Genomic DNA, 13,821 nt, shown 5'->3' on the forward strand with positions numbered 1-13,821 from the left:
CATGTACGTCGTATCGGTTCAACCAGAGACCGTCGGTCATCGGGAGCGATTCCGATCGAAGGACGACTGCAGCGTCGAAAGACGCGAGGTCGGCGGCCCACGCAGGGAGAACGAGGAATAGTGGTGAGCGCCTGGCGCTCTGCCGAGAAGCTACGCCCCGTGCCATCTGCGTGCCGGGGCGTTTATTCGTTTCGCCCCTCCTTGCGGGTATCTGGTCCGAACTCTGACCAACTCGAGTGATGAGGAAGGAGGCGAAGTATGGCCAAGTCCGAAAAGATCGCAGCAGTCGCTGAGATCGCCGAGCAGTTCAAGGGCTCAACGGCGACGGTCGTCACGGAATACCGTGGATTGTCCGTCACCCAGATCACCGATCTGCGACGTTCCCTCGGCGAGGGCGCAACCTACTCCGTCGCCAAGAACACCCTTGTGAAGCGTGCCGCTGCTGAGGCGGGCGTTGAGGGACTCGACGAGCTGTTCTCCGGCCCGACCGCGATTGCCTTCATCGAAGGTGAGCCGGTGGTGGCCGCGAAGGCGATCAAGAACTTCGCCAAGGACAACAAGGCTCTGGTCATCAAGGGCGGGTACATGGATGGCAAGCCGCTGTCCGTTGCCGAGATCGAAACGATCGCCGACCTTGAGACCCGTGAGGTCTTGCTGGCCAAGCTCGCCGGTGCCATGAAGGGCAACTTGGCAAAGGCCGCCGGACTGTTCAATCAGCCGGCGTCGCAGGTGGCACGACTCGCTGCCGCCCTGCAGGAGAAGAAGGAATCCGCAGGCGAATAAGTACTTCGGTACTCATCCGCCAGCACACAAGCATTCCCCCGCGCGGGGATTGAACAAGACAAGATGCCCCGCGTGGGGACTTACAGGAAGGACGCCACCATGGCGAAGCTCACCGCTGACGAGCTCATCGATCAGTTCAAGGAACTGACCCTGCTGGAGCTCAGCGATTTCGTGAAGAAGTTCGAAGAGGTCTTCGAGGTCACCGCGGCCGCTCCGGTCGCCGTTGCCGCTGCAGGTGCCCCGGCTGCTGCCGGCGCCGAGGCTGCTGCCGAGCAGGACGAGTTCGACGTCATCCTCGAGGGTGCCGGCGACAAGAAGATCCAGGTCATCAAGGTCGTGCGTGAGGTCGTTTCCGGCCTCGGCCTGAAGGAGGCGAAGGACCTCGTCGAGGGTGCTCCCAAGCCGATCCTGGAGAAGGTCGACAAGGAGGCCGCCGAGGCCGCCAAGACCAAGCTCGAAGAGGCCGGCGCCAAGGTGTCCGTCAAGTAAGACGGGCTCTCAGGGCTCCCAGCCACGCTCTTCATACGAGCCCGGGACAGCATTGCTGTCCCGGGCTCGTTGCTGTCTCTGCCTGGCCCACAGTTGCCGTGCAATGTGACCGGCGACCTACTTTTGTTATGTCGGTGGCATGGGATACTCTCTTGGGCAGTCAGGTTACCGGCCGGTAATTGGCCAAACCTGAGAACCGCCGAGAGGCGGTGTGGCTACGGGGGAACTGTCCGCTAGAGTGACCCCAACCACAGTTGAGTCCACCTGCGTTGTGCCGCCTGCGTCCGATGTGTTGCCTTGGCTGCCGCGCTTCGGGACCCGAGTTTCTTGGAGGATGTAGTGGGTGTTGAGGTCAGCGTCGAGGGGCTCACCAAGTCTTTTGGTTCTCAGAACATCTGGCGTGATGTGACGTTGACCTTGCCGTCGGGTGAGGTGTCTGCACTGCTGGGGCCGTCCGGTACCGGTAAGTCGGTGTTCTTGAAGACGCTGATCGGTCTGTTGCATCCCGAGCAGGGTTCGGTGGTGATCGACGGCACCGATATCACCCAGTGTTCGGCCAAGGAGCTCTACGAGATCCGCAAGTTGTTCGGCGTGTTGTTCCAGGACGGCGCGCTGTTCGGATCGATGAGTTTGTACGACAACATCGCGTTCCCTCTTCGTGAGCACACGAAGAAGAAGGAAGACGATGTCCGCAAGATCGTGATGGAGAAGATCGATCTGGTCGGTCTGGCGGGCGCCGAAGACAAACTGCCGGGTGAGATTTCCGGTGGTATGCGCAAGCGCGCCGGGTTGGCGCGCGCGTTGGTGCTCGACCCCCAGATCATTTTGTGTGATGAGCCGGACTCGGGCCTCGACCCGGTCCGCACCGCCTATATCTCCCAGTTGCTGATCGACATCAACGCTCAGATCGACGCGACGATCCTGATCGTCACGCACAACATCAACATCGCCCGCACGATTCCGGACAACATCGGCATGTTGTTCCGTAAGGAACTGGTGATGTTCGGGCCACGTGAGCAGTTGCTGACGTCGGAGCAGCCGGTGGTCAAGCAGTTCCTCTCCGGTGATCGGTTTGGTCCGATCGGTATGTCGGAGGAGAAGGACGAGGCGGTGCAGAAGCAGGAAGAGGCTATGCAGGCCGCCGGCATCGGTGGTGGTGGTACGAAGGATGATTTCTCGGAGATCATTCCGCAGGTGCAGCCGAATCCGGGTATGCCGGAGCGCAAGGCCGTGGCCCGTCACCGCGAGCGGGTGTTGGAGTTGTTGCCGTCGTTGCCGGAGAACGCGCAGCGCGCGATCCGTGAGTCGATGGAGCAGGAAGACCAGATCCGCGAGGAATCCCGCGCCCACGCCGCCAACACGCAGGGCGTCGAATGGTCCGACACCGACGGCGAGGCGCAGGTCGGTAGCGAAAACGTCATGGTCGACACCTCCACCGATGTCATCGATCACGGTGACCGTAATCAGGGTGGGTACGGAAACGATTACGCCGGAGACGATGCGCAGACCCAACAGTGGGCTGTGCCTGAGGAAGCGAAGACTCAGCAACTCGAGTCGGAACGTCCCGAGGGTGGGCGTCACTACGGCGGGGGCTCTTAGGTATGACGAATGCCACCACGCGTGGCGTCGACAGAATCGCGCGGGCCGGTGAAGGTGCACTCGCCCAGACAGGCAATATCGTCCAGCTTTTCGTCGATGTAGCACGCCAGACTTTCGTGCGCCCATTCCAGTGGCGCGAGTTCATTCAGCAGGCATGGTTCATCGCCAGCGTGACGATCCTGCCGACTGCCCTCATCGCGATCCCGTTCGGCGCCATCGTGTCTCTGCAGACCGGTTCGCTGATCAAGCAGCTCGGAGCGGAGTCGTATACCGGCGCCGCGTCGGTGCTGGTCGTCATCCAGCAGGGCTCGCCGCTGGTCACCTCGCTGTTGATCGCGGGTGCAGCAGGCTCGGCGGTTGCCGCCGACCTCGGATCGCGGACGATTCGCGAAGAGATCGACGCGATGGAGGTGCTGGGAATCAACCCCATTCAGCGCCTCGTCGTACCTCGTGTGCTCGCGATGGTGTTGGTTGCGATCCTGCTCAACGGTCTGGTCGCCGTCGTCGGTATCGGTGGTGGCTACTTCTTCAACGTGGTCGTCCAGGGCGGAACGCCGGGTGCGTATCTCGCGTCATTCGGTGCGCTGGCCCAGCTTCCCGACCTCTGGATCTCACTCCTCAAAGCAGCCATCTTCGGTGTGATCGCGGGCGTCGTGGCGTCGTACAAGGGACTCACCCCGAAGGGCGGACCCAAGGGTGTCGGTGACGCGGTGAACCAGAGTGTCGTCATCACCTTCCTCCTGCTGTTCCTGGCCAACCTGATCATCACTGCGGTCTACCTGCAGATCGTCCCGCCGAAGGGGAGCTGACCATGGCCGGTGGAGTGACTATCGCCAAGAGCCGCCCCGAGTACTACATGTACGAGGCGCGCAAACAGCTCGGCAAACCGCTGAAGCTGCTCGACGGTGCGGGCGAGCAGATGTCCTTCTACGGACGCACGCTCGCGTGGATTCCGCGCACCCTGGTGCACTACACGCGCGAGGTCTTGCGCATTCTCGCCGAAGTGGCGTTCGGTTCCGGCGGTCTCGCCGTGATCGGCGGCACCGTCGGCGTGATGGTGTTGATGTCGGGGTTCACCGGCGTCGTGGTCGGTCTGCAGGGCTACGCCGCGCTCGACCAGATCGGCTCGCAGGTACTCACGGGCTTCTTGTCGGCGTACGTCAACACCCGAGAGGTCGCGCCGCTGGTCGCAGGTCTCGCGTTGTCGGCGACGGTCGGCTGCGGTTTCACGGCCCAGCTCGGTGCCATGCGGATCTCCGAAGAGATCGACGCGCTCGAGTCGATGGCCGTCCCGTCGATCCCGTTCCTGGTGTCGACGCGTGTCATCGCAGGCTTCATCGCGGTCATCCCGCTGTACGTCCTGGGACTGTTATCGGCGTACTTCGCCTCGAGAGTGGTGACGACTGTCTTCAACGGACAGTCCGGCGGCTCGTACGACCACTACTTCAACCTGTTCCTACCGCCAGAAGACGTGTTGTGGTCGTTCGGCAAGGTGCTGGTCTTCGCGTTCGTGATCATTCTCGTGCACTGCTATTACGGCTACTACGCAAGTGGTGGCCCCGCGGGTGTCGGCGTGGCCGTCGGACACGCGGTTCGAGCGGCGTTGGTCCTCATCGCCGTGCTCGACTTCTTTCTCGGCCTCGCCATCTGGGGGACGACGACGACTGTGAGAGTGGGGGGCTAGGCGATGACAGTGATTCGTCGCCGGTTGCTCGGACTGGTGTTCTTCATCGTGGTCGCACTGTTCTTCACGCTCACGATCATGAAATTCAACAAGGACTTCACGACGTTCACCGACGTCACGCTGAAGACCGACTCCGTGGGTAACGCGCTACCGACGAATGCTGACGTGAAAGCGCGCGGCGTCCTCGTCGGCGAGGTGCGCGACATCGAACCCGCAGGAAATGGCACGGTCAACGTGACGCTCGGCCTCAAGCCCGAGATGGCCGCGCAACTGCCTGCTGACACCACCGCGCGCATCCTGCCCAAGACGCTGTTCGGTGAGCGCTACGTCGCACTTCAGGTGCCCGAGCAGGCGTCGGGTCCGACGCTGGCCAACGGCGCGACGATCCAGACCGACACGAGCGGCAACGCGAAAGAGGTCCAGGATCTCCTCGACCGTCTGCTGCCTGTCCTCGACGCGATCCCGCCGCAGGACCTCAACGTGACCCTGACCGCGCTTTCTCAGGCGCTCTCGGGTCGCGGTGAGCAGATCGGTACGACGCTCGAAGAGCTCAACACCATCTTCGGTCGTCTGTCGACACCGAAGAATCTCAACTCGCTCGAGGGCACGTTGCAGGGCCTCGCGTCGTTCTCGAAGACCTATTCGACGGCGTTGCCCGACGTCATCGACGCGCTCGACAACTTCCGCACGACCAACAAGACGATCGTCGATCGTCAGGGCGATCTGCGGACGTTGATCGCAACGCTCGGAACCGCGTCGACCGACACGACCAACTGGTTGCAGCAGAACGGCAACAACCTCGTCGATCTCGTCACCGACTCGGAGCCGTTCCTGACCGGACTCGCCAAGCAGTCGCCGACGTTCGTCTGCGCCTTCCACAACTTCGCGACGCTGATCCCGGAATCGGAGAAGATCGTCGGAAAGGGCACCAAGAATCCCGGTGTGCGCGTGAATCTGCAGTTCGTCAATCCGCGCGGTCGCTATCTGCCCAACCAGGACGAGCCGCGGTTCTTCGACCAGGATGCCCCGGCTGTCTGCTACGACCCGCCGACCAACGGCCGCCCGTTCCCGCAGTACCCCGGCGGTAGCCTCGCCGACGGCTCGTACCAGCCGCCGTCACGCAACCCCGGCCCGACGACTGTCCAGAAGCTGCCGCAACCGCAGTTCACGAAGACCCCTGTCGGGACAATCCGCGAGAACTCGTTCGACGATCCGACCTACCGGGCGCAGCTGAAGGTGATCTACGGCGCGGCCAGCGGGACCGAACCCGACGACGTGCCCACCTGGACCACCATGATCGGTGCTGCGCCACTGCAGGGAGCGCAGGTGCACATCAAATGAAGTCCATTGTGGGGCCGTTGACCAAGCTGATCGTCTTCGCTGTGGTCACCGTGGTCGCGACTGCGCTGCTCGCGCTGACCATCGCCAACATCGGTGGTGGGGCAGACAACGACTACAAGGCCGTGTTCTCCGACGCGTCGATGCTCAACAAGGGCGACGACGTGCGCATCGCCGGTGTGCGTGTGGGGCAGGTCAGCAACGTCGAGGTCTACGACAAGAACCGGGCACAGGTCTCGTTCAACGTCGACCGCCAGCTGCCCGAGGGTGCGCAGATCTACATCAAGTACCGCAACCTCACGGGTCTGCGTTACCTCTCGGTGGAGAAGGGTGCGGGCGATGCGTCGCAGACCGTGAACCCCGGCCACACCTTCGGCGCGAACCCGAACGAGAACAACACGCATCCCGCGGTCAACCTGACGCAGCTGTTCAACGGCTTCAAGCCGCTGTTCCGCCAGCTTCAGCCCGAAGACGTGAACAAGCTCTCCGACGAGATCATCAAGGTCTTCCAGGGTGAGTCGAGCAACGTGTCGAGCCTGATCAGCGATACTGCCGATCTGACCAACTCGATCGCCGACAAGGACGCCGTGATCGGCGACCTGATCACCAACCTGACCAAGGTTCTCGACACGGTCAACCGTAATGACGAGCAGTTCACCGCGCTCCTCGACAACACCGAGCAGTTGGTGACGGGCCTTGCCGCACAGCGCGGTTCGGTCGGTTCGGCGATCACGTCGGTCTCCAACCTGACAGCGGTCACGGCGTCGATCCTCACGTCGACGCGACCGTCCATCCAAGGCGACATCGCCGGCCTCAAGCAGGTGGCCGACCAGGTCAACAAGCGTCGCGACGACGTCGCGCAGATCCTGACCAACCTGCCGATCAAGCTCCAGAAGATCGGCCGTGCGGCGACATTCGGTTCCTGGTTCCAGTTCTATCTGTGCGGAATCGACGTCGTCGCAGGAAACGGCAAGTCGACGCTGCTGACGCAGCCGCTCGTCCCGCTTCCGTACATCAACCACGTCCTTTACACCAGCGCGGCAAGCCGTTGCTGGAAAGACAACCAGCCAGGGGGGTGAGCATGGCAGACGGAACAGCCCAGAAGAAGCCGGGGCACAAGCGATTCGGTGGGCATCGCAGCCCCGTCAGTATCGGTGCGATCGGTATCCTGATCCTGCTCATGATGGCGGTGTCGGCGTTCTACCTGACCTCGTTGCCGCTCGTCGGTGCGGGTGCCCAGTACACGGCCAAGTTCACCGAGGCCGCCGGGCTGCGCAAGGGCGCCGAGGTGCGCGTCGCGGGCGTGAAGGTCGGTGAGGTCAGCGACGTCTCGCTCGACGGAAACCGCGTCGACGTGAAATTCCGCGTGACCAACACGTGGATCGGCGATCAGACGCAGGCGTCGATCCAGATCAAGACGGTGCTGGGGCAGAAGTATCTGTCGCTCAATCCCCGTGGCAGCAAGATCGCCGACCCGAGTGTCGCGCTCACCGATACGGTGTCGCCCTACGACGTGATCGAGGCGTTCTCCGACGCCGCCGACTCGGTCGAGACCTTGAACACCGATCAGCTCGCGACGTCGATGAAGGCGATCTCCGACACGTTCTCCGGAACGTCGGGCGATGTCGGACCTGCGCTCGAGGGCGTCACGCGTCTGTCGCAGACGATCGCCAGCCGCGACCAAGAGGTGCAGAAGCTTCTCGAGGCGACCAAGAGCACGTCGAAGATTCTCGCCGATCGCAACCAGGAGTTCGTGAAGCTGATCGCGGGTGCAGGCCAGTTGCTCGACGAGCTCAACAACCGCCAGAAGAACATCTCGGCGCTGCTGAAAACGACGACGGCACTGAGTGATTCGCTGAGTGGGATCGTTCGGGACAACGAGGCTCAGATCGGCCCGGCGCTCGACTCGCTGAAGGGTGTCAACGATCTGCTCAAGGAGCAGAACAAGAACCTTCAGGACACGATCACGTACATGGCGCCGTTCTATCGGCTCTACGCGAACGTGCTCGGCAACGGTCGGTGGTTCGAGTCCGTGGTGACCAACCTCCTGCCGCCTGCGCTGCCGCAGCAGAACACGACGCGCCTGCCCAACAAGCAGGCGAACCAGAACAACGGTGGAACGGAGGCAACCGGATGACCACCCCGGATCTGTCCAAGACCTCCGGTCCCGGACGTTGGTTCACCCCACGCCACATCGTGATCATCGTGCTCGGGTTGATTCTCGCGCTGATCGTCGCCGGTGCGCTGTGGTGGGTCTTCAGCTCGATGGGGACCACCAAGATTAACGCGACGTTCGCGCGGACCGTCGGTATCTACAAGGGTTCCGACGTCCGGGTTCTCGGCGTGCCCGTCGGCAAGGTCGACTCGGTCACCCCCGACGGCCAGACCGTCAAGGTGACGATGACCGTGAACCGCGGCGTCGACCTCCCCGCCGACGTGCGTGCGGTTCAGGTGATCCCGTCAGTGGTCGCCGACCGTTACGTGCAGCTGACGCCCGCCTATTCGGGTGGCCCGAAGGCGCCGCGAAACATCACGCTGACCGAGAAGCAGACGATGGTTCCCGTCGAGGTCGACAAGATCTACGAGAGCGTCGAAAAGCTGTCGAAGGCGTTGGGTCCCAACGGAGCCAACAAAGACGGCGCGGTCAGCGACCTCGTCGCGGTCGGCGCGCAGAACCTCGAGGGCAACGGCGCCAAGCTCGGCGATGCCATCGAGAATCTGTCCAAGGCGACGACGACGCTGTCGGACTCGCGCGGCAACATCGTCGACACCGTCAACAACCTCGACGTGTTCGTCGGAGCGTTGAAAGAGAACGACTCCCAGGTACGCCAATTCAACAACCAGATGGCGTCGTTCAACACGTTCCTCGCGGGGGAGCGGCAGCAACTGTCGGCCGCGCTGAACAAGCTGTCGATCGCGCTCGGCGACGTCGCGACGTTCGTCGCCGACAACCGCGAGCAGATCGGCCAGACCGTCAACGATCTCAAGCCGACGACCCAGGCGCTCGTCAACACTCAACAGAGTCTCAAGGAGACGCTGACCGTGCTGCCGCTGACGATCAACAACCTGATCAACGCGTACGACGCGGAGTCGGGCACGATCGCCATGCGTCTCACGCTGCCGGACCTGCAGGACCCGACACAGTCGACCTGTCAGTTCCTCGACCTCGGTGCGCTGCTACCGGGCAATCCCGCGGCAGATCAGTTCAGCGACACGCTCAAGCCGTTCATCAACCAGTGCAAGACGATCGGCAAGCAGATCACCAACAACGTGCTCACCCCGATCCTGCCGGTGTTGCCGTTCGGCATCATGAGCAACAACAAGCTGCAGAAGTACCCGGTGCCGGGAACCGTTCCCGGGACACCCGACCCGCAGGCGAACCCGGGACCGGCGACCAAAACGCCGGCATCGGCGAAGCCGTCGGCCACACCACGGTCGGGAGGTAACTGATGACTCGGCGTCTCGGTGAGTTCGTTCCGCGCGCGTGGCGTGGGGTCATCGCCGCGGTGGTGGTGCTGACAGCGGTGCTGACGGTCGCGGGCTGCGGGTCGAATGGTATCCAGTCGATCCCGCTGCCCGGCGGCGTCGACGTCGGCGACAACCCGCGCACCTACAAGATCCAGTTCTCGAACATCCTCGACCTGGTTCCGCAGTCGGTGGTCAAGCGTGACGGTATCCCCGTCGGGCGTGTGACCAGCGTCGAGATCCCGAAGAACGAATGGTTCGCGCTGGTCACCGTCAAGGTGAAGAACGACATCGACCTGTCCGATCAGGCCGGCGCGGCGGTGCAGCAGACGTCACTGCTCGGCGAGAAGTTCGTCGCTCTGACAGAGCCTGCGAACAGTGCGTCGTTGCCACGCCAGGACCAGTCGACGGCGATCCCGCTGGATCGCACTCGTACCGCAACCGATATAGAGCAGGTGCTCGGTGCGCTGTCGATGCTGCTCAACGGTGGTGGGATCAACCAGCTCGAACCGATCGTGACCGAGCTCAACAAGGCGCTCGACGGTCGCGCCGACAAGGTGCACGACCTGATCGGCAACGCCAGTTCGCTCGTGGCAGGTCTCAATCGCCAGCGCGACTCGATTCTCGCGGCGATCGACGGCCTCGACAGGTTGTCGGACAGGGCCGCGGCGCAGACGACGCAGATCGACCGCATCCTCAAGGAACTGCCTGCAGGTGTGGCGGTGCTCGAGGAGCAGCGTCCGCAGTTCGTCGACCTGCTGACCAAGCTCGACAAGCTCGGACAGGTCGGCACCGACGTTCTCGGACGATCGCACGATGCGTTGATCACCGATCTGAAGGCGCTGCGTCCCGTGCTCACAGAGCTCGCGAAGGCTGCCCCGGATCTCATCACCGCGGCACCGCTGATGCTGACGCACCCGTTCCCGGATTCGTTGCTGCCTGCTGTTCAGGGCGACTCGACGAACCTGTTCATGACGCTCGACCTGCGGCTGTTGAACCAGCTCGAGGCGTTGGGAGTCGGACAGGGCACGCCGAAGTACCAGCCGTCGCAGCGTCACAGCGTTCCGGTGAATCAGAGCAACCCGTACATCAACGGGAACGGCCCGCGCTACGGCTGGCCGACCATCACGTTGTTGCCGCCCGCTCCCAATGCGACACCGGGTCCGAACACACCACCGTCGGGTGGCCGCTATCCGGCATCGGCGACGGTCCCGCGCGGCAGTGGGGCGTCGGCGGCCAAACCCGCCAACTTCCCGGCGCCGGCGTCGAGTGACCAGAGGTTCATCGATGGTCCGCTGAAACTCCTGGGGGTCGGATAGATGATCAGCAGACTCGCGAAGATCCAGCTCATCTTGTTCGTGGTCGTCGGCCTGGTCGCGATCGCCTTTGTCGGCGCCAAGTACGCACGACTCGACAAGACGGTCGGCATCGGCACGTACACGGTGACGGCGTCGCTGAAGGATTCGGGCGGCATCTTCACCAATGCCGAGGTGACCTACATGGGCATCCCGGTCGGTCGTGTCGGCAAGCTCGAGCTGACAAAGACCGGAGTGAACGTCGCACTCGTCATCGACTCGAACTCGCCGCAGATCCCGGCGGATTCGGTGGCGGTGATCGCGAACCGTTCGGCGATCGGTGAGCAGTATGTCGACCTGCAACCGCAGTCGACGGGCTCGCCCTACCTGGCCGACAACTCGACGATCACGCGGTCGTCGGTTCCACCACCACTCGAAGACGTCGTGTCGTCGGCGATCGACTTCACGCAGTCGATCCCGATCGACGACCTGCACACGGTCATCACCGAGCTGGGCAAGGCGTTCAACGGGCAGTCCGAGAACCTGACGCGGCTCGTCGACTCGCTCGGCAAGCTCTCGCGCGCAGGTGTCGACAACCTCGACCAGACGATCTCGCTGATCAACAACGCCAACGTCGTGCTGGCCACGCAGGCCGACCAGTCCGATCAGATCCTCGCGTGGTCGCGCAGTCTCGACCTGGTCACGGCGACGCTCGCGGCGTCCGATCCTGACCTGAGACGACTGCTCACCACCGGAACGACGTCGGCGACGCAGATCTCGAATCTGATCCAGAAGAACGGCGGCGATATCGCCAAGGTCGTCGGACAGCTCTCCGAGGTTGCACGCACGATCGAACCTGCCGGCTACATGACCAACGGAACGTTCGCGATGCTGTCGGCGCTGTCGGCAGGCAGCCATTCACCGGCACCCGGCGACGGGCAGATCCACTTCGGCGTCGTGCTCGAGACCAATAACCCGCCGGCATGTACCCGTGGTTACGAGTCGACCGACGCCATGATCGACAACATCCGTAAGAAGGACCCGACATTCGACATCCGCTACGACGAGTTCCCGTTCAACACGCAGGCGTCCTGCAACGTACCGTTCGGAAATCCGACCGGTGTGCGCAGCGCCAAACGCGTGGAGTACGCGAACCCGAACACACCTCAGCCCTGGGATTCGACCCCGAAGAAGGATCCGGACAAGCTCAACCTGACGCCGTTGGCCACGCAGTTGGCGGCGATGATGGGCGTCCGTCCGGTGAAGCCGGGTGGGTTCGGCACCGACGGATTCGGTGGCTGACCGGCGGGAGCGCCGCGTCGTCGACGATGTGTGTCGATCGAATTGGCTCTCTCTCAGGTGTGCTCGCTACAGTGACGCCCGATGACCACCATGACTGACCCGACACAGGCGTCGGAGCCGACGAACGCGAACGACAGCACGTGGCGCAGTCACCCGCTCGTCGGCGTGCTCGCCATCGTCGCGGTGCTTGTGGCCGCTGCGTGTGTCGCTTTCTTCGGCTACCGCGCGTACGAGGTGTACTTCGTAGAGAAGCCGATCCAGACCGCGCGCGACGAGGCGGTGTCGGGTGCCGAGCAGGCGATCATCAACGTCACGACCGTCGACCCGAAGAACACCGCTGACTGGAAGCGTCGCGTCGACAGCTCGTTGACCGGCAAAGCCAAGGAGCAGATCACCGCTCAGGACGTGACGACGCTCAATCAGCAGATCACGCAGGCGGGGCCGCAAGCCGCGACGCTGACGTCCCGGCTCAAGCGGTCGGCTCCGACCGAGGTCAACGCCGACGCCGGCACGGCCAAGGTGCTGATCTACGTCGACGCCACGGCCAAGCGGGCCAACGAGGCCGGCGTGACCCAGACGATGGGCTTCTCGGTCACCATGACGGACGTGGACGGCACCTGGAAGGCGTCGAACATCTCTCCGCTGGACGGGATCAACGTAGAGGAGCCGGGACAGTCGGGCTCCGGTAATCAGCAACAGGGAGGGGGGAACTGATGGCACGCCCACCGCGTAAGCCGGGCAACGGCCCGTCCCGTCGACCCTCCGCATACCGGCCACGAGTCGCCGGCCGCGGCCGCTCCTCGGCCGCCGGCGACCCGCAGACGCCCGAACCCACGGAGACCCCGGAGACTACGGGGACTCCCGAGGGCGCGGAGACTTCGCCGGTCGACGCCCAGGCCGCCGAGAGCGCAGATGCCGAAGTCGTCGAGACGACCGAGGCTGCTGAGAGCACCGACGTCGCTGACAACAGCGCAGAGAGCGCCGACGCAGCCGAAAAGGCAGAGGCCGCTGACACAACGGATGCCGCCGAAACCACGGAAGCCGCCGAAACCACCGCGGGCACCGGCCCGTCGCTCGAGAAGTCCGACTCCGACGTCGCGGAGGCACGGCCGACCGCGAAGACCCGACGTGTCGCCCGCGTCTCGACAATCAAACCCAACACCGCAGCGTCGCAGAGTTCGACGACGCCGGTGTCGACGCATCAGGGCTCGAAACCACGCAGGGGCGCTTCACCGTCGTCGTTTGTGAAGCTGAGCCGCCGCACGCTGACGGTTCTCGGCATCATCACGGGCGTGCTCGCGATCGCCGCGATCGTGCTGGCAGTCCACCCGGGCGCGACAATCGGTTCGAACAAGGCATTCATCGACCAGGCAGCAACCAGCGAACTGGTGTCACAGGCCCAGACCAAGGTCTGCACCGCCAATTCCGCCAACGGAACGAAGTTCGACGAGTGGTCGAACAACGCGAGGTCGGGACTGACAGGGGAGGCCCTCGCACAGTTCAACAAGCAGGTCGCGCCCCTCAAACAGGTCATGGAGCTGGCCAAAGCCACCACCGACTGCCAGATCGACGCGATCGGCGTGCGCGACCTCACCGGCAGCGGCGACGGTTCCCGCGCTGTCATCGTGGTCAACATGATCCTGTCCGGCACCCAGAACGGCGTACCGACACAGAGCCTCACCCCGCGCTACCAGGTGAACATGGAGAAGCACGGCGACTCGTGGCTCATCGCCAAGGTCGCAGATATCTGAGTTGCCCGAGCGCGGCTCCTCGTCGTGCAAAACTGCCCAGCGCGGCCATGTGGCCAGCGCGTGTTCTACGCGCGTCGTGATGCTGAACAGTCGGCGCTTTGACCCCTCAACGCGG

13 protein-coding genes are annotated in these 13,821 nt (G+C 63.6%); all 13 read left to right on the forward strand.

Going from position 1 to position 13,821, the window contains the following annotated elements; genetic code table 11:
• Positions 1-258: 258 nt before the first annotated feature.
• Positions 259-783, forward strand: a complete 525-nt coding sequence (rplJ, locus tag ABW18_RS09055; protein WP_049698686.1) for a 50S ribosomal protein L10 — start codon at positions 259-261, stop codon at positions 781-783.
• 99 nt (positions 784-882) lie between these two features.
• Complete coding sequence (gene rplL, locus ABW18_RS09060) at positions 883-1,272, forward strand: 50S ribosomal protein L7/L12 (protein WP_049698687.1); 390 nt, start codon at positions 883-885, stop codon at positions 1,270-1,272.
• Between the two features lie 339 nt (positions 1,273-1,611).
• Positions 1,612-2,871, forward strand: coding sequence for an ABC transporter ATP-binding protein (locus ABW18_RS09065; protein ID WP_049698688.1), 1,260 nt, complete (start codon positions 1,612-1,614; stop codon positions 2,869-2,871).
• A 2-nt stretch (positions 2,872-2,873) separates the two neighbouring features.
• Positions 2,874-3,680 carry an MlaE family ABC transporter permease gene (locus ABW18_RS09070; RefSeq protein ID WP_005209182.1) on the forward strand — a complete coding sequence of 269 codons (807 nt, stop codon included), beginning with the start codon at positions 2,874-2,876 and terminating at the stop codon, positions 3,678-3,680.
• A 2-nt stretch (positions 3,681-3,682) separates the two neighbouring features.
• Complete coding sequence (locus tag ABW18_RS09075; protein WP_005209184.1) at positions 3,683-4,555, forward strand: MlaE family ABC transporter permease; 873 nt, start codon at positions 3,683-3,685, stop codon at positions 4,553-4,555.
• Positions 4,556-4,558: 3 nt separating this feature from the next.
• Positions 4,559-5,896 carry an MCE family protein gene (locus ABW18_RS09080; protein WP_049698689.1) on the forward strand — a complete coding sequence of 446 codons (1,338 nt, stop codon included), beginning with the start codon at positions 4,559-4,561 and terminating at the stop codon, positions 5,894-5,896.
• Complete coding sequence (locus ABW18_RS09085) at positions 5,893-6,972, forward strand: MCE family protein (RefSeq protein WP_049698690.1); 1,080 nt, start codon at positions 5,893-5,895, stop codon at positions 6,970-6,972. Before ABW18_RS09080 ends, ABW18_RS09085 begins: the two co-directional genes overlap by 4 nt.
• Before the next feature lie 2 nt (positions 6,973-6,974).
• Positions 6,975-8,030, forward strand: coding sequence for an MCE family protein (locus ABW18_RS09090; RefSeq protein WP_005209189.1), 1,056 nt, complete (start codon positions 6,975-6,977; stop codon positions 8,028-8,030).
• Positions 8,027-9,343, forward strand: a complete 1,317-nt coding sequence (locus ABW18_RS09095) for an MCE family protein (protein WP_049698691.1) — start codon at positions 8,027-8,029, stop codon at positions 9,341-9,343. The genes ABW18_RS09090 and ABW18_RS09095 overlap by 4 nt, the downstream gene beginning before the upstream one ends.
• Positions 9,343-10,677, forward strand: a complete 1,335-nt coding sequence (locus tag ABW18_RS09100; RefSeq protein WP_049698692.1) for an MCE family protein — start codon at positions 9,343-9,345, stop codon at positions 10,675-10,677. The genes ABW18_RS09095 and ABW18_RS09100 overlap by 1 nt, the downstream gene beginning before the upstream one ends.
• Positions 10,678-11,955: an MCE family protein gene (locus ABW18_RS09105; protein WP_049698693.1), complete on the forward strand. Its 1,278-nt coding sequence runs from the start codon at positions 10,678-10,680 to the stop codon at positions 11,953-11,955.
• A gap of 81 nt (positions 11,956-12,036) precedes the next feature.
• Positions 12,037-12,669, forward strand: a complete 633-nt coding sequence (locus tag ABW18_RS09110) for a hypothetical protein (protein ID WP_049698694.1) — start codon at positions 12,037-12,039, stop codon at positions 12,667-12,669.
• Positions 12,669-13,706 (forward strand): hypothetical protein, encoded by a 1,038-nt coding sequence (locus ABW18_RS09115; RefSeq protein WP_049698695.1) that lies wholly within the window; start codon positions 12,669-12,671, stop codon positions 13,704-13,706. Before ABW18_RS09110 ends, ABW18_RS09115 begins: the two co-directional genes overlap by 1 nt.
• The last annotated feature ends 115 nt before the right edge of the window (positions 13,707-13,821 follow it).

This window comes from Gordonia jacobaea, from assembly GCF_001186365.1.
In the GTDB taxonomy this organism is placed as follows: Bacteria; Actinomycetota; Actinomycetes; order Mycobacteriales; family Mycobacteriaceae; genus Gordonia; species Gordonia jacobaea.